The organism is Roseomonas sp. TS2, from assembly GCF_058833935.1.
In genome coordinates this window covers 1-16,487 of record NZ_JCACVY010000101.1, presented here as the reverse complement: position 1 = coordinate 16,487, position 16,487 = coordinate 1, and the positions used below count along the sequence as shown (strand labels likewise).

Below are 16,487 nucleotides of genomic sequence, written 5' to 3'. Positions count from 1 at the left end.
TCGTGACAGTGTCTTCATCTGGAACCAGCGGCGCCATCTTCAAGCGATGGCGCCATGTTGAAGCCAAGGCTACATTTTGCGCAAGGGCTTCCCTGGCTGCTAGAGGCCCCCCATCACGGCAACTTCACGGGCATGGCGCAGGGTGGCGATGGAGGATGACAAGGCGGCCCCCCCGGCCGGCGACGCGATGCGGGAGGCGGCGCGCCACGCCTCGGCCCGCTCGGCCCGCGCCAGCGCCCTGCTGCACGACTATGTGGAGCTGATCGCCGACCTGCTGGAGGGCACGGGCGAGGCCCGCCCGACCGACATCGCCCGGCGCCTCGGCGTCTCCCATGCCACCGCCATCAAGGCCATCGCCCGGCTGAAGCGGGAGGGGCTGGCGCATTCCAAGCCTTATCGCGGCGTGTTCCTCACCGCCGAGGGGCAGGCGCTGGCGGCCGAGGTGAAGGCCCGGCACCGCGTGGTGGTGGATGTGCTGCTGGCGCTCGGCGTGCCGGCGGAGGTGGCGGAGATGGATGCCGAGGGCATCGAGCACCATGTCAGCGAGGCGACGCTGGCGGCTTTCGAGCGCTTCCTCGGCCGCCCACGCACCCCCGGCTGACAGAAAGAAGATGGGGGTCCGGGGGAATTCCTTCCCCCGGCCTTCTCCCGCTCAGTCGATGATGGCCTGGTAGGTCAGCACCCGCAGCTCCCGCCGGATGGGATAGGCCGAGGACGGCATGAGCTGGGTGAGCAGGATCACCGCCATCTCCTCGGCCGGGTCGACCCAGAAGGCGGTGGAGGCGGCGCCGCCCCAGGCATATTCCCCTGGCGTGCCGAGGATCTGCGCCCGCGCCGGGTCCAGCGTGACGGAGAAGCCGAGGCCGAAGCCGATGCCTTCGGCGGTGCTTTCCGACCAGCGCGGCTGGCCCATCGCCGCCATGTCGCCGCGCAGGTGGTTGGCGGTCATCAGTTCCACCGTCTTGCGGCCGAGCAGGCGCACCCCCTCCAGCTCCCCCTTGTTCAGCATGAAGCGGCAGAAGCGCCAGTAATCCGCCGCCGTGGAGACCAGCCCGCCGCCGCCGGAGCAGACGGTGCGCGGCCGCAGGTAGCGGCTGGTGGCGGGGTCGTCGATCAGCAGCAGGCTGTCGCCGGGGCCGCGCGCGTAGTTGGCGGCGAGGCGGGGGTGCTTGGCCTCCGGCACGTGGAAGTCGGTGTCCACCAGCTTCAGCGGCTGAAGCACGCGCTGCCGCAGGAAATCCTCGAAGGGCTGGCCGGAGATGACGGCGACCAGGTGCCCCAGCACGTCGGTGGCGATGCTGTAGTTCCATTCCCGCCCTGGCTGGGCGATCAGCGGCAGGGCGGCGGCGCGCGCCACCACATCCTCCAGGCTGGTCTCGGCCGTCTGGAAGTCCACGCCCTGCTCGCGGTAGAGCGCATCGACCAGCGTGGCCTGCATGAAGCCGTAGGTCAGGCCCGAGGTGTGGGTCAGCAGGTCGCGGAAGGTGATGTCCCGCCCCGCCGGCACGGTGTCGATCTTGCCGCGCCCGCCGCCCACCGCCACGCGCATGTTGGCGAAGCCGGGCAGGAAGCGGGTGATCGGGTCGTCGAGCTGGAAGCGGCCCTCCTCGTAGAGCATCAGGATGGCCAGGCTGGTGAGCGGCTTGGTCATCGAATAGATGCGGACGATGGTCTCGGGCGTCATCGGCACGGCCCGCTCGCGGTCGGCCATGCCGGTGCTGTGCAGCCAGGCCACCTGGCCGCGCCGCGCCACCAGCGTCGTCACCCCCGCCAGCCGGCCCGAGGCCACCAGCGCCTCCGCCCAGTGCCCGACCCGGCCCAGCCGTTCCGGGCAGAGCCCCACCGCCCTCGGATTCTCCACGATCATGCCGCCGCCTCCGCATTGCCTCGGGTGCCGATCCTGCGGCGGGGCGGCACGGGCGTCGAGAGGGGCACCTCTTTTCCGGGCGCGGAATACCATTCTCCATATTGAATGCATCGGCGGAGGGGTCTAGCCTCCGCGCAGGCCGGAAAGGCCATGGAAAGAACGGGGGAAGGAAACGGGCGAAGGTGGCGGAATGCCCCGCGCCGCCGCGGCCAGCAGGGCCGCCGGCAGCCGGGCGGAGCGCCCTCCGGCTCCCGTGGGAAAAGCCTCCGTCAGAAGGGAACGACGCCATTGCCGGACACCACCGCCACGCCACCGGGCCAGGTTCTGCCCATGGAGACGCTCTCGGCGCTGCTGGACCCGCGCACGGTGGCGGTCATCGGCGCCTCCGACGAGGCGGCGCGCATCGGCGGCCGGCCGATCGACTACATGACGCGGCTGGGCTTCCAGGGGCGCATCCTGCCGGTGAACCCGAAGCGCAAGGTGGTGCAGGGGCTGACGGCCTATGAGAGCGTCGCCGCCCTGCCGGAGACGCCGGATGTCGCCATCATCGCCGTGCCGGCCAGCGCGGCGGCGCAGGCGGTGGAGCAACTGGCGGAGCGCGGCACCAAGGCCGCCATCATGTTCAGCGCCGGCTTCGCCGAGATGGGCGGGGAGGGGGTGGCGGCGCAGGAGGCCATGCTGGCCAGCGCCCGCCGCCACGGCATGCGCCTGCTCGGCCCCAACTGCCTGGGCCTGTTCAACGTCCGCAGCGGCTTCTTCGGCACCTTCACCACCAGCCTGGAGCGCGGCCCGCCGGTGCCGGGCCCCATCGGCATCGCCAGCCAGTCCGGCGCCTATGGCATGCACCTGTTCGGCCTGGCGCGCGACCACCGGCTCGGCCTTTCCTGCGTGGTGACCACCGGCAACGAGGCGGACCTCAACATCGGCCACATGATCGGCTGGATGGCGCAGGACCCCGGCACCGAGGTGATCGCCGCCTATGCCGAGGGCATCCGCGACGCGGAGAGCTTCCTCGCCGCGCTGGAATTGGCGCGGCGCAACCGCAAGCCGGTGGTGATGATGAAGGTGGGCCGCAGCGCCGTGGGCAGCGCCGCCGCGCGCTCGCACACCGCCTCCATCGCCGGCGACGACGCGGTGACGGATGCGGTGCTCGCCGAATACGGCGTGGTGCGCGCCCGCACCACGGAGGAGATGCTGGACATCGCCCGCCTGGCCACGCGGCGCATCTACCCGGCCGGCAATTCGCTGGGCGTGCTGACCATCAGCGGCGGCGCCGGCGTGCTGATCTCGGACGCGGCGGATGCCATCGGCCTGCCCATGCCGGAGATGCCGGAGGCGGCGCAGGCGGCGCTGCGCGAGGCGCTGCCCTTCTGCGCGCCGCAGAACCCGGTGGACTGCACCGCCCAGGCGCTGAACGACCTCTCCCTGGTGGGCCGCTTCGCCGACGCGCTGGTGCAGGATGGCGGCTACCAGTCCATCCTCGCCTTCTTCACCCATGCGGGCGGCGCCGCCTCCGTGGCGCCGCGCCTGCGCGCCGAGCTGAAGGCGGTGCGCGACGCGCACCCCGACCGGCTGTTCGTCCTCTCCGTGCTGGCCGACCCTCATCTGGTGGAACAGTTCGAGGCGGATGGCTTCACCGTCTTCGAGGACCCCTCGCGCGCGGTGGTGGCGATCCACGCCATGGGCCGCTTCGGGGATGCCTTCGCCGTGCCGCCGCGCGAAACCCCTGTCGCCGGGGCCGCCGTGGCGCTGCCCGCCACCACGCCGAGCGAGGCCGAGGCCAAGCGCATCCTGGGCCGGGCCGGCATCGAGGCGGCGCCGGAGCGCGCCTGCGCCGAGGTGGAGAGCGCCGTGGCGGCGGCCGAGGCCATCGGCTTCCCCGTGGTGCTGAAGATCCTGTCGCCTGACATCCTGCACAAGTCGGAGATCGGCGGCGTGCTGCTGAACGTGGCCGATGCGGCGGCGGTGCGCGAAGGCTTCGCCCTGCTGATGCAGCGAGCGGCGAAGGCGGCGCCGGATGCGCGCATCGAGGGCGTGCTGGTGGCGAAGCAGCTCTCGGGCGGCGTCGAGTGCATCCTCGGCGTGCACCGCGACCCGGTCTTCGGGCCGGTGGCGATGTTCGGGCTGGGCGGCATCTTCGTCGAGATCCTGAAGGACGTCTCCTTCCGCCGCTGCCCCTTCGGCGAGGCGGAGGCGGAGCGGATGATCCGCTCGATCAAGGGCGCGCCGCTGCTGCTGGGCGCGCGCGGCCGCCCGCCGGCCGACATCCCCGCGCTGGCGCGGATGCTCTCGCGCCTTTCCGTCTTCGCCCATCAGGCCGGGCCGCGCCTCTCGGGCATCGACCTCAACCCCGTCTTCGCCATGCCCGCGGGGCAGGGCGCCTTCGCCGCCGACGCGGTGATCGACATCGCGGAGAATGACGCGTGATCGACTACGAGAAGCTGCTGAACTTCCCCATCCCCGAGGTGCGCCAGCGCGTCCGCGCGCAGGATGCGGTGTTCTACGCCCTGTCCGTCGGCATGGGGCAGGACCCGATGGACACCCGCCAGCTCCCCTACATCACCACCCAGAAGGGGCCGGTGGTGATGCCGGCCATGGCGGTGGTGCTGGGCCACCCCGGCTTCTGGCTGGGCAACCCGGAGACGGGGGTGGACGCGGTGCGGCTGGTGCATGGCGAGCAGCGCATCACCCTGCACCGGCCGCTGCCGGCCGAGGGCGAGGTGATCGGCCGCACCCGCGTCACCGGCATCGTCGACAAGGGCGAGGGCAAGGGCGCGCTGCTCTACTCCGAGAAGGAGATCACCGACGCCGCCACGGGCGAGCTGCTGGCGGTGACCGGCAGCACCACCTTCCTGCGCGCCGATGGCGGCTTCGGCGGCCCCACTGGCCCCGTCATCCCGCCCAACCCGATGCCGGAGGGCGCGCCCGATATCGTGCTCGACCTGCCGACGCGGCCCGAGCAGGCCTTCTATTACCGCCTGAACGGCGACGACAACCCGCTGCACACCGACCCCGAGGTGGCCTCCCGCGCCGGCTTCCCGCGCCCCATCCTGCACGGGCTGTGCACGCTGGGCGTCGTCACCCACGCGATCCTGCGCGAGCTGTGCGGCTACCGCGCCGAGGCGCTGAAGGGCCTCTCGCTGCGCTTCTCCGCGCCGGTCTATCCCGGCGAGACGATCCGGGTGGAGATGTGGCGGGGCGGCGCCTTCCGCGCCCGCGTGGTGGAGCGCGACGTGGTGGTGGTGAACAACGGCCTGGCGGTGCTGGCATGAGCGCGATGCTCGAGGATGAGCGCGACGACGCCATCCGCATGATCCGCGACAGCGCGGCGGGCATCGCGCCGCGTGGTGGCGACCGCAAGCGCATCCGTGCGCTGCGCTTCCAGTCCCCCGGCTTCGACCCGGCCGTGTGGCGGCAGATGGGCGAGCAGGGCTGGATCGGCCTGCGCGTGCCGGAGGAGCAGGGCGGCGCCGGCCTCGGCATGGGCGCCTTCTGCGCGCTGGCCGAGGAGCTGGGCGCGGCGCTGGCGCCGGAGCCGCTGGTGCATGGCGCGCTCTCCGCCCGGCTGCTCGCCGAGGCCGGCGCCAGCGGGCCGCTGGAGCGCCTGGTGGCCGGCGAGGCGCTGGTGCTGACCGCCTGGCAGGAGCGCGCCGGCAGCTTCGAGGTGCCCGGCACGCCGGAGGCGCCGCGCCTGTTCCTGCCCATGGCCGATGGCGCGCAATCCTTCCTGGTGCCGCTGCGCCAGGGCGAGGGATTTTCTCTGATTCTGCAGCCGGCGGAGGGCGCGGACCTGACGCTGGAGCCGACGCAGGATGGCGGCAGCTTCGGCACGCTGCGCCCCCGGGGCGGCGAGACGGTCGGCACCCTCTCCGCCATGCAGATGGAGATGGCGCTGGAGGAGGCCGCGCTCGGCACCGCCGCGCTGCTGCTGGGCGTGATGGACCAGGCCTTCGCCATGACGCTGGACTATCTCCGCACCCGCCAGCAATTCGGCAAGCCGATCGGCAGCTTTCAGGCGCTGCAGCACCGCGCGGCAGACCTGAAGGTGCAGATCGCCCTCGGCCGCGCCAGCGTGGAATCCGCGGCCATGCTGTGCGACCGCGCCGATGCGCCGGCCGTCCAGCGCCGCGCCGCCATCGCCCGCGCCAAGGCGCGCGCCGCCGATGCCGCGCTGCTGGTGACGCGTCAGGCGATCCAGCTGCATGGCGGCATCGGCTACACCGATGAGGCCGATATCGGCCTCTACCTGCGGCGCGCGATGGTGCTGGCCAACCAGTTCGGCACGGCCGCGCTGCACCGCCGCCGGTTCGCCGCCGCCCAGCCGGAGGTCGAGGCATGACCGACTACAACGCGATGACCGACGAGGATTTCCGCGCCGAGGTGCGCCGCTTCGTCGAGAGCGAATACCCCGCCCATCTGCGCAACCCGCCGCACCGCCTGCACTGGCAGGAGGGGGAGGAGTGGTTCCGCATCGTGCAGCGGAAGGGCTGGGTGGCGCCGGGCTGGCCGCAGGAGCTCGGCGGCATGGGGCTCGACGCCTCGAAGCAGATCATCCTGATCGAGGAATACGAGCGCTACGGCGTGGCGCGGCTGCCCGACCATGGCGTGATCATGCTCGGCCCGTTGCTGATCCGCTTCGGCACCGACGCGCAGCGCGCCCGCTTCCTGCCGCGCATCCTGGCCGGCGAGGATATCTGGTGCCAGGGCTATTCCGAGCCCGGCGCCGGCTCCGACCTCGCCTCGCTGCGCACCGAGGCGGTGCTGGAGGGCGACCACTACGTCGTCAACGGCCAGAAGATCTGGACCACGCTGGCGACCGACGCCAACTGGATCTTCTGCCTCGTCCGCACCGACAAGAGCGGCAAGAAGCAGGAGGGCATCTCCTTCCTGCTGATCGACATGAAGAGCCCCGGCGTGACGGTGCGGCCGATCATCAATCTCGGCCTGCATGACGAGTTCTGCGAGGTGTTCTTCGACAACGTCCGTGTGCCGCGCGAGAACCTCGTGGGCGAGCCGAACAAGGGCTGGAGCATGGCCAAGGCCCTGCTCGGCTTCGAGCGCATCTTCCTGGGCTCGCCGCGGCAATCCGCCTACGCGCTCTCCCGGCTGCGCATGCTGGCCGAGCGGATGGGGGTGTATGACGAGCCGGAGTTCCAGGAGCGCTACACGAAGCTGCGTTGCGACCTGGAGGACCACAAGGCGCTCTACGAGACCTTCGTCGCCGTGCTGCGGCGGGGCGAGCCGCTCGGCGCCGATGTCTCCATGCTGAAGCTGCACCAGTCCGACCTGTTCCAGCGCATCACCGAGCTGATGCTGGAGATCGGCGGCGAGAATGCCGGGCTGCTGAAGCCGATGGAAGGCAACCGCGACCTGCACCCCTCGGGCCAGTTCATCGAGGCGCGGCCGACCACGATCTATGGCGGCAGCTCCGAGATCCAGCGCGGCATCCTGGCCAAGGCGGTGCTGGAGCTGCCAGGCTGAGCCCATGGGAGGCCGCCGGCGACAAGGCGGCCCCGGCAGGAGGAGGAAGCGGCATGAGCAACTGGAACAGACGGCAGGCCCTGGGGCTGGCGGCGGCGGCGCTGCTGCCCGCCACGGCACGCGCGGCGGCGGAAGCCTGGCCCGCGCGGCCCATTCGGCTGATCATTCCCTTCCCCCCCGGCGGCACCACCGACCTGATGGGGCGGCTGCTGGCGGAGCGGCTCTCGGCGCGCCTCGGCCAGCCCGTGGTGGTGGAGAACCGTGGCGGCGCCGGCGGCAACATCGGCGCCGACGCGGTGGCGAAATCGGCGCCCGATGGCTACACGCTGGTGATGTGCTCCATCGGCACGGCGGCGATCAACTACGCCGCCTATGGCGCCACCATGCCCTACAAACCGCAGGACCTCGCGGCGGTCGGGCTGGCGGTGCGGGTGCCGAACCTCGTGCTGGCTTCGAGGGAGTCCGGCATCGCCAGCTTCGATGCGCTGCTCGCGGCGGCGCGCAAGGCGCCGGGGCGGCTCAACTACGGCACCTCCGGCATCGGCGGCAGCCCGCATGCCTGCATGGAGCTGGTGAAGGCGCGCACGGGCATCGACATCACCCATGTCCCCTATCGCGGCTCCGGCCCGATGCTGACCGAGCTGGTGGCGGGCCGCATCCAGACGGCGATGGACAACATCCCCTCCGCGCTGAACTTCGTGCGGGAGGGGCAGATCCGGGCGCTGGCGGTGACCAGCCGCGAGCGCGTGGCGCTGCTGCCCGAGGTGCCGACGCTGATCGAGTGCGGCCTCGCCGATTTCGACGCCACGGCTTGGTTCGGCGTGCAGGCGCCGGCGGCGACGCCCGCGCCGGTCATCGAGAAGCTCGGCGCGGCCATGGACGCGGTGGTGCGCACGCCGGACTGGGCCGAGCGCATCGGCGCCTTCGCCGCCCAGCCGCCGGGGCTGACGCCGCAGGGCGGCACCACGCCCGAGGCCTTCGCGGCCTTCATCGCGCAGGAGATCACCCGCTGGGCCGAGGTGGCGAAGGCGGGCAACATCAGTGTCCAGTAATTTCCGCAACGGCAGAAGGAAGAGCCGGTGAGCATCCGAGGCAAGGCCTGCATCGTGGGCGCCTATGAGCACCCGACACGCAAGGCCGAGGACAAGAGCGTGGCGCAGCTGCACGCCGAGGTGGCGCTGGGCGCGCTGCGCGACGCGGGGCTGACGCGCGCCGACGTGGACGGCTATTTCTGCGCCGGCGACGCGCCCGGCATGGGCCCGCTGAGCATGGCCGACTATCTGGGCCTGAACCGCCTGACGCACTACGATTCCACCGATATCGGCGGCTGCTCCTACCTGGTGCATGTGGCGCACGCGGCCGAGGCCATCGCCATGGGCAAGTGCAAGGTGGCGCTGATCACCCTCGCCGGCCGGCCGCGCTCGGAAGGCGTCGCCACCGGCACCGCGCCGCGCCCGGGCGACCCGCGCCAGCCGGACGTGCAGTTCGAGTACCCCTTCGGCCCGGCGATCGCGAACATGTACGCGATGTGCGCGCAGCGCCACATGTACGAGTACGGCACCACCTCGGAGCAGCTGGCCTGGATCAAGGTCGCCGCCAGCCACCACGCGCAGCACAACGAGCATGCCATGCTGCGCAAGGTGGTCACCGTCGAGGACGTGGTGAACTCGCCGCTGGTGGCGGACCCGCTGCACCGGCTCGATTGCTGCGTCATCAGCGATGGCGGCGGCGCGCTGGTGGTGACCAGCCCCGAGATCGCCCGCACGCTGAAGCGCCCCCTCGTCTCCATCCGCGGCGCCGGCGAGGCGATCAAGCATGTCGATGGCGGGCGCATCGACCTGAGCTACACCGGCGCCCGCTACGCCGGGGCGCGCGCCTTCGAGATGGCGGGGGTGAAGCCCGCCGACATGAAGTATGCCAGCATCTATGACAGCTTCACCATCACGGTGCTGATGCAGCTGGAAGACCTCGGCTTCTGCGAGAAGGGCCAGGGCGGCAAGTTCGTGTCCGACGGCAACCTGATCTCCGGCGTCGGCCGCCTGCCCTTCAACACGGATGGCGGCGGGCTCTGCAACAACCATCCGGCCAACCGCGGCGGCATCACCAAGGTGATCGAGGCGGTGCGGCAGCTGCGCGGTGAGGCGCACCCCGCCGTGCAGGTGAAGAATTGCGACCTGGCGCTGGCGCATGGCACGGGCGGCTCGCTCGGCACCCGCCATGGCAGCGCGACCCTGGTGCTGGAGAGGCTGTGAGCATGACCGACCGTATCCCTCCCTCGCCCACGCCCGATTCCTCCACCCAGCGCTTCTGGGACGCCGCGCGCGAGGGCAAGCTGCTGATCGGCCGCAACAGCAAGACCGGCAAGACGCACTACCCGCCGCGCCCCATCTGCCCCTTCGACGACGAGGGCGAGGTGGAATGGGTCGAGGCCAGCGGCCGCGGCACCATCTACAGCTTCAGCATCATGCGCGCGAAGGTGCCCTACGCCATCGCCTATGTGGAGCTGGAGGAAGGCCCGCGCATGATGACCAACATCATCGGCGCCGACTTCGCCGCCATCCGCATCGGCCAGCCCGTCACGCTGAAGTTCCAGCCCACCGAGGGCGATGGCTACCCCGTGCCGATGTTCACGCCCGCCTGAGCAGGAATGGCCTGAACGAGAATGCCGGGGGGCACGGCTCCCCGGCCCATGACGGACAAGGAAGCAAACGCATGATGCTTGAAGGCAAGGTCGCGATCGTCACGGGCGCCGGTGGCGGCATCGGGCGCGAGATCGCGCTGGCCATGGCGCTGGCCGGCGCCAAGGTGGTGGTGAACGACATCGGTGCCTCGCTCACCGGCGAGGGCGAGACTTCGGCCACGCCCGGCCAGCAGACCCAGGCGATCATCGAGCAGCGCGGCGGCCAGGCGGTGGTGAACACCGACAGCGTCTCCGACTGGGAGAGCGCCAAGCGCATCGTCAAGACCGCGGTGGACGCCTTCGGCAAGGTGGATATCGTCGTCAACAATGCCGGCATCCTGCGCGACCAGATCTTCCACAAGACCTCGCCGGAGGAGTGGCTGGCCGTCATCAACGTCCACCTGAACGGCAGCTTCTTCGTCTCCCGCGCCGCGGCCGAGCATTTCCGCGCCCAGGGCTCGGGCGCCTATGTGCACATGACCTCGACCTCCGGGCTGATCGGCAATTTCGGCCAGGCCAACTACTCGGCGGCCAAGCTCGGCATCGCCGCGCTGTCGAAGTCCATCGCGCTCGACATGCAGCGCTTCGGGGTGCGCTCCAACTGCATCGCCCCCTTCGCCTGGAGCCGCATGACCAGCTCCATCCCGGCCGAGACGCCGGAGCAGAAGGCGCGGGTCGAGAAGCTGAAGCGCATGACGCCGGAGAAGAACGCGCCGCTCGCCGTGTTCCTCGCCAGCGACGCCGCCAAGGACGTGACGGGGCAGATCTTCGCCGCGCGCAACAACGAGCTCTTCCTGTTCAACCAGCCGCGCCCGGTGCGCAGCGCGCACCGCTCGGAAGGCTGGACGCCGGAGCTGATCGCCGAGCACGCGCTGCCCGCGCTCAAGGCGCAGTTCATGCCGCTCGACCGCAGCGCCGATGTGTTCGCCTGGGACCCGGTCTGAGCTAGACTGGCCCGAGCTAGACTGGGCCAAGGAAAGAGCCGGGGGCCGCGCGCCCCCGGCACCAGGGGAAGGATATGCCGGGCATGGGTATCACGCAGGAGATTTCCGCCTTCGCCGCCGGGCTGCGGCCCGAGGCGCTGCCGCCGGAGGTGATGGCCCGGGCCCAGGCCCTGGTGCTCGACCTCGTCGGCAACATCGTCCGCGCGCGGGGCGAGGCGGAGAGCACGCCCGCGCTGCTGGCGGCGGTGAAGGCGCTGGGGCTGGACAAGGGCGAGAGCCGCGTCTTCGCCGATGACGCCACCTACAGCCCGGCCGGCGCCGTGCTGATCAACGCCACCCTCGCCCACTCGCTCGATTTCGACGACACCCATGCGGTGGCCGTGGTGCATCCCGGCGCGCCGGTGATCCCGGCCGCCATCACGGTAGGCGAGATGGTGGGCGCCTCGGGAGCCGAGGTGCTGGCCGGCATCGTCGCCGGCTACGAGGTGGCGCTGCGGCTGGCGCTGGCCCTGCCGGCCGGCGCGCATTACGACCGCGGCTTCCACCCTTCCGCCACCTGCGGCGCCTTCGGGGCCGCCGCCGCCGCCGCGCGGGTCTTCGGGCTGGATGCGGCGCGGATGGAATCGGCGCTCGGCATCGCCCTCAGCCAGTGCGCGGGCAGCCTGCAATTCCTGGCCAACGGTGCCTGGACCAAGCGCTTCCAGGTGGGCTGGGCGGGCATGTCCGGCCTCGCCGCCGCGACGCTGGCGCGGGAGGGCTTCAAGGGTGCTTCTGAGGCCATCGAGGGGAAGCAGGGCTTCCTCCGCGCCTATGCGCCGGAGCCGAAGCCCGAGCGTGTCTGCCAGGATCTCGGCCAGGTCTGGGAGCTGATGGCGACGGGGGTGAAGCCCTACCCCTCCTGCCGCTGGGGCCATGCGGGCATCGACGCCGCGCTGGCGCTGCGCGCCGAGCATGGCTTCAAGGCCGAGGAGATCGAGGCCGTGACCCTCGGCATCTCGCGCGCCGGCATGCTGCTGGTGGGCGAGCCGGCCGAGCGCAAGGCCAACCCGCAGAACATCGTCGACGGCCAGTTCAGCGGCCCCTTCGTCATCGCCACGGCGCTGTCCACCGGGCAGATGGGCTGGGACAGCTACGCGCTGCTGAAGGATGACGGGATCCGCGCCATGATGCAGCGCGTGCGCTGCGAGAACGACCCGGAGATCGAGGCCGAGTTCCCGGCCAACATGTCCGGCAAGCTGACGGTGCGCGCGCGCGGCCAGGACTTCGTCCGCACCGTGATCGTGCCGAAGGGCGAGCCGGACAACTTCCTGACCGAGGCCGAGCTGCGCGCCAAGTTCAGCGGCCTCGCCGATGCGGTGCTCGGGCCGGAGCGGGCCACGGCGCTGGCCGAGACGATCGGCCGCATGGACCGCCTGAACGACATCTCCTCCCTGTTGCGCAGCCCGGCCGAGGCGGCCTGAAGGACAACCATGCTGCAGACCACGCCGAACGACCCGCATGCCGAGATCCGCGAGGAGGTGGCCAAGCTGTGCGCCCGCTTCCCCGGCGAGTACTGGCGCAAGCTGGACGAGGTGCGGGGCTACCCCACCGAGTTCGTGCAGGCGCTGACCGAGGCCGGCTATCTCGCCGCGCTGATCCCCGAGGAGTATGGCGGCGCGGGGCTCGGCCTCGGCGCGGCGGCGGCGATCCTGGAAGAGGTGCAGCGCCAGGGCTGCAACGGCGCCGCCTGCCACGCGCAGATGTACATCATGGGCACCATCCTGCGGCATGGCAGCGAGGCGCAGAAGCAGGAATACCTGCCCAAGATCGCCAGCGGCGAGCTGCGCCTGCAGGCCTTCGGCGTGACCGAGCCCACCAGCGGCACGGACACCACCAGCCTGCGCACCTTCGCGAAGAAGGAGGGCGACCGCTACATCGTCAACGGCCAGAAGATCTGGACCAGCCGCGCCGAGCATTCGGACCTGATGCTGCTGCTGGCGCGCACCACGCCGCGCGACCAGGTGGCGAAGAAGACCGAAGGGCTCTCCACCTTCATCGTCGACATGCGCACCGTGCTGGGCAAGGGGCTGACCATCCGCCCCATCCGCACGATGATGAACCACAATTCCTGCGAGGTCTTCTTCGACAACATGGAAGTGCCCGCCGAGAACCTGGTGGGCGAGGAAGGGCGCGGCTTCCGCTACATCCTGGACGGGATGAACGCCGAGCGGCTGCTGATCGCCAGCGAGTGCATCGGCGATGCCAAGTGGTTCATCGAGAAGGCCGTGGCCTACTCGAAGGAGCGCGTGCTGTTCAACCGGCCGATCGGGCAGAACCAGGGGGTGCAGTTCCCCATCGCGCGGGCCTATGCGCAGATGCGGGCGGCGGAGGCCATCGTGCACAAGGGGCTGGCCAAGTTCGAGGCCGGGGTGAACCCGGGCGAGGAGGCCAACATGGGCAAGATGCTGGCGGCCGAGGCGAGCTGGGCGGCGGGCGAGGCCTGCGTGCAGACGCATGGCGGCTTCGGCTTTGCCGAGGAATACGACGTGGAGCGCAAGTTCCGCGAGACGCGGCTGTACCAGGTGGCGCCGATCAGCACCAACCTGATCCTCTCCTACCTGGGCGAGCATGTGCTCGGCATGCCGCGCAGCTACTGAGGCCCGTTGGAGGCGCGGTGGCCCGGCTGCCGCGCCGGGCCACCTTTTCCTCTCGCGGCCCCCGCCTCAGCCGGCGTCGAGCTGCAGCCCCTCGCGCTTCAGCACCTCGCCCCATTTCTCCGTCTCGGCCCGGACGAAGGCGGCATACTGCGCCGGCGTGCCATAGGCGGAGACGCCACCCATCTCCGCGAAGCGCTTCTTTGTCTCCGGCAGCTCCAGCAGCGCCTTGATCTGCGCGTTCAACGCGCCGACCACCGCCTCCGGCGTGCCGGCCGGGTAGAAGGCGCCGAACCAGGTGTTCACCTCGTAATTGGCCAGCTCCGGCGCCACCTCCCGCATCGCCGGCAGGTCGGGCAGCTGCGGGTTGCGCTCGGCGCTGCTCACGCCCAAAGCCCGCACCCGGCCCTCGCGCACCTGCACCATGGCGCTGGTCAGGTTGTCGAAGCTGAACTGCACCTCGCCGGCCACCAGCCCCATCATCGACGGGCCGGCACCGCGGTAATGCACCGCCGTGGCGCGCGTGCCGGTGAGCTGGCTGAACCACACCGCCGAGAGATGCGGCGACTGCCCCAGCCCCGGCGTGCCATAGCTCAGCTTGCCCGGGTTGGCGCGGATATAGGCGATGAAGTCCTTCGCCGTCTCCACCGGCAGGGACGGGTGCACCACCAGCACGTTCGGCCCCTGGATCATGTTGGAGACGGGGATGAGCTGGTCCGCCCGGTAGGGCAGGTTGCGGAACAGCGAGTGGGCGATGGCCTGCGGCCCGATATTGCCCAGCAGGATGGTGTGCCCGTCCGGCTTGGCGCGGACCACCTCGGCGGTGCCGATGGTGCCGCCGGCGCCGGACTTGTTCTCCACCACCGCCGCCTGGCCCCAGTGCTGGGTCAGGTGGTTGGCCAGCAGCCGGCCCATGATGTCGGTGGTGCCGCCGGCGGCGGCGGGGACGATGACGCGCACGGTCTGGCTCGGCCGCCAGCCATCCTGCGCCCGGGCGCGGGGCAGGCCGGGCAGCAGCCCACCGGCCAGGGCGATGCCCAGCCCTCCGCTGGTGCCGCGCAGCAGCGCGCGGCGGTGCAGGTCCTTCATGGTGTTCTCCTCCTCCCTGCGGCGCCCTTGCCGGGCGCCGCTTTTGGCGAAGGAGTTGAGCCGATGCGCGCGCGCCTGTCATGCGCAAAGCGCCTGTTCCGAATGGAAAATGCTATTCCTGATCCGGGATGCCGTGGCCCAGGGGGAACAGGGCCTTCCCGGTGAAGGCCGCCACCTCCCGCAGCTCCTCCCCGAGGCGCGAGAAGGTCTCGGGCGCGTACTGCCCGGAGATGGTGATGCCGCTGATGCCGAAGCGCGGCTGGCCGTTGCGGTCCCGCACCAGGGCGGCCACGGTGATCAGGCCACGGTAGAGGTTGTTCTGGTCGAGGCTCCAGCCCTGCTGCCGGGCGAGGGCGACATCGGCCAGGTAGGCCTCGAAGCTGGGCGGGGATTGCCAGCGGAGCGTCGCGAAGCGGCGGCGCAGCTCGTCGGCCGGCAGGTCCAGCGCGGCGGCGACGCAGCGCCCCACCGCGCCCACCAGCATCGGCAGCCGCAGCCCCACGCGCATCTCGACGCGCACGGCGGTGTGGCTGTGGGCGCGGTCGATCAGCACGATGTGGCCATCCTCGGTGACGCGCCACAGCACGATCAGCATGTCGTAGTTCAGCGCCAGCCGCTCCAGCTCGGGGCGGATCAGCTCGGCATGGCTGACGCCGATCAGCCCGGCCGCCAGCTCGGCCACGGCCAGGCCCAGCGTGTAGGTCTTGTCGCTGTCGCGGAAGGCGACGAAGCGCGCCCGCGTCAGGGTGCGCAGGATGTTGAAGCAGGTGCTGGGGCTGATGCCCGTGCCGCGCGCCACCGCCGCCACGCCGAGCGGGCCCGTCGCCCCCGCCAGGTGCTGCAGGATGCGGATGGCGTGGATGACGGCACCCACGTCGCGCTGCGCGCCGGGATCGCGCTCGGGCAGGGGAAGGGCAGTGTCCATTCGATATCCCGATTGATTTCCCGTATGCGGAATGTAGCCTGCGGAAAGACAGGGCGCAAAGCGCCGCAAGCAGGAGGACGTCCATGCCCGACCATAGCGGCGAACAGCCCGTCATGCGCGTGGGGGAGGAGCGGGACGGCCCGGTGCTGATCCTGACGCTCGACTACCCCGCCCGCCGCAACGCGCTCGCGCCCGCGCTGCGCGCCGCGCTGCTCGGCATCCTCGACCGCGCGGAGGCGGACCCCGCGGTGCGCGCCATCGTTATCACCGGTGGCGGGGCGCATTTCTGCTCGGGCGGCGACCTCTCGGGGATGGATGTGCGCACGCCCTTGCAGGGGCGGGAGCGGCTGCGCGCGGCGCACCAGATGATCCGCCTCATGGTCGGCGGCTCCAAGCCGGTGGTGGCGGCGGTGGAGGGCTGGGCCGCCGGCGCCGGCCTCTCGCTGGCCTGCGCCTGCGACACCATCGTGGCGGCGGAGGACGCGCAGTTCATGGCCGCCTTCGGCAAGGCGGGGCTGATGGCCGATCTCGGCCTGCCGCACACCCTGCCGCTGCGCGTGGGCCATGCCCGGGCGCGGCAGATCCTGCTCTATGGCGAGCCGGTCGGCGCCGAGGAGGCGCTGCGCATCGGCCTGGTGGACCGGCTGGCGCCGAAGGGCCAGGCGCTCGCCGTGGCGCTGGAGCGCGCCCGCGTGCTGGCCGCGCAGGCGCCCGCCGCGGTGGCGCTGACCAAGCAGATCCTCTCCGAGGGGCTGCACACCGCGCTGGACCAGGAGCGCCACTACCAGAGCCTGCTGTTCCTCACCGCCGACCACGAGGAAGGCAAGGCGGCCTTCTTCGCCAAGCGCGCGCCCAACTTCACCGGCGC

15 protein-coding genes are annotated in these 16,487 nt (G+C 71.4%); 12 read left to right on the top strand and 3 right to left on the bottom strand.

Features of this window, described 5'->3' with window-relative positions; all coding sequences use genetic code 11:
- The first annotated feature begins 148 nt into the window (after positions 1-148).
- Positions 149-601 carry a manganese-binding transcriptional regulator MntR gene (gene mntR / locus ACZJYS_RS15580; RefSeq protein WP_109515543.1) on the top strand — a complete coding sequence of 151 codons (453 nt, stop codon included), beginning with the start codon at positions 149-151 and terminating at the stop codon, positions 599-601.
- A gap of 51 nt (positions 602-652) precedes the next feature.
- On the opposite strand, the gene ACZJYS_RS15575 is transcribed toward mntR, so the two are convergent.
- On the bottom strand, positions 653-1,867 hold the full coding sequence (locus ACZJYS_RS15575; RefSeq protein WP_493179497.1) for a serine hydrolase domain-containing protein: 1,215 nt from the start codon (positions 1,865-1,867) through the stop codon (positions 653-655).
- Between the two features lie 288 nt (positions 1,868-2,155).
- On the opposite strand from ACZJYS_RS15575, the gene ACZJYS_RS15570 reads away from it, so the two are divergent.
- From ACZJYS_RS15570 to ACZJYS_RS15525, 10 genes are all read left to right on the top strand, one after another.
- A complete protein-coding gene (locus tag ACZJYS_RS15570) occupies positions 2,156-4,294 on the top strand; it encodes an acetate--CoA ligase family protein (RefSeq protein ID WP_493179495.1) in 2,139 nt (712 codons plus the stop codon).
- Positions 4,291-5,139: a MaoC/PaaZ C-terminal domain-containing protein gene (locus ACZJYS_RS15565; protein ID WP_493179493.1), complete on the top strand. Its 849-nt coding sequence runs from the start codon at positions 4,291-4,293 to the stop codon at positions 5,137-5,139. Before ACZJYS_RS15570 ends, ACZJYS_RS15565 begins: the two co-directional genes overlap by 4 nt.
- Positions 5,136-6,206: an acyl-CoA dehydrogenase family protein gene (locus ACZJYS_RS15560; RefSeq protein ID WP_493179491.1), complete on the top strand. Its 1,071-nt coding sequence runs from the start codon at positions 5,136-5,138 to the stop codon at positions 6,204-6,206. The genes ACZJYS_RS15565 and ACZJYS_RS15560 overlap by 4 nt, the downstream gene beginning before the upstream one ends.
- Complete coding sequence (locus tag ACZJYS_RS15555) at positions 6,203-7,348, top strand: acyl-CoA dehydrogenase family protein (RefSeq protein WP_493179489.1); 1,146 nt, start codon at positions 6,203-6,205, stop codon at positions 7,346-7,348. The genes ACZJYS_RS15560 and ACZJYS_RS15555 overlap by 4 nt, the downstream gene beginning before the upstream one ends.
- Before the next feature lie 53 nt (positions 7,349-7,401).
- Positions 7,402-8,400 carry a Bug family tripartite tricarboxylate transporter substrate binding protein gene (locus ACZJYS_RS15550; protein ID WP_493179487.1) on the top strand — a complete coding sequence of 333 codons (999 nt, stop codon included), beginning with the start codon at positions 7,402-7,404 and terminating at the stop codon, positions 8,398-8,400.
- Between the two features lie 27 nt (positions 8,401-8,427).
- Positions 8,428-9,600, top strand: coding sequence for a thiolase family protein (locus ACZJYS_RS15545; RefSeq protein ID WP_493179485.1), 1,173 nt, complete (start codon positions 8,428-8,430; stop codon positions 9,598-9,600).
- 2 nt (positions 9,601-9,602) lie between these two features.
- On the top strand, positions 9,603-9,989 hold the full coding sequence (locus ACZJYS_RS15540; RefSeq protein WP_493179483.1) for a Zn-ribbon domain-containing OB-fold protein: 387 nt from the start codon (positions 9,603-9,605) through the stop codon (positions 9,987-9,989).
- Positions 9,990-10,060: 71 nt separating this feature from the next.
- Positions 10,061-10,972, top strand: a complete 912-nt coding sequence (locus ACZJYS_RS15535) for an SDR family oxidoreductase (RefSeq protein ID WP_109515535.1) — start codon at positions 10,061-10,063, stop codon at positions 10,970-10,972.
- 83 nt (positions 10,973-11,055) lie between these two features.
- Positions 11,056-12,432 (top strand): MmgE/PrpD family protein, encoded by a 1,377-nt coding sequence (locus ACZJYS_RS15530; RefSeq protein ID WP_493179481.1) that lies wholly within the window; start codon positions 11,056-11,058, stop codon positions 12,430-12,432.
- 9 nt (positions 12,433-12,441) lie between these two features.
- On the top strand, positions 12,442-13,608 hold the full coding sequence (locus ACZJYS_RS15525) for an acyl-CoA dehydrogenase family protein (RefSeq protein WP_109515533.1): 1,167 nt from the start codon (positions 12,442-12,444) through the stop codon (positions 13,606-13,608).
- A gap of 66 nt (positions 13,609-13,674) precedes the next feature.
- Here the strand turns inward: ACZJYS_RS15525 and ACZJYS_RS15520 are convergent, their stop codons facing one another.
- Complete coding sequence (locus ACZJYS_RS15520) at positions 13,675-14,694, bottom strand: Bug family tripartite tricarboxylate transporter substrate binding protein (protein ID WP_493179478.1); 1,020 nt, start codon at positions 14,692-14,694, stop codon at positions 13,675-13,677.
- Between the two features lie 112 nt (positions 14,695-14,806).
- The gene (locus ACZJYS_RS15515; RefSeq protein WP_109515531.1) at positions 14,807-15,619 is read right to left on the bottom strand and encodes an IclR family transcriptional regulator; all 813 of its coding nucleotides are present in this window, start codon (positions 15,617-15,619) and stop codon (positions 14,807-14,809) included.
- A gap of 83 nt (positions 15,620-15,702) precedes the next feature.
- Here ACZJYS_RS15515 and ACZJYS_RS15510 point away from each other — a divergent pair.
- A partial coding sequence (locus tag ACZJYS_RS15510; RefSeq protein WP_493179475.1) for an enoyl-CoA hydratase/isomerase family protein occupies positions 15,703-16,487 on the top strand: 785 nt, incomplete at its 3' end.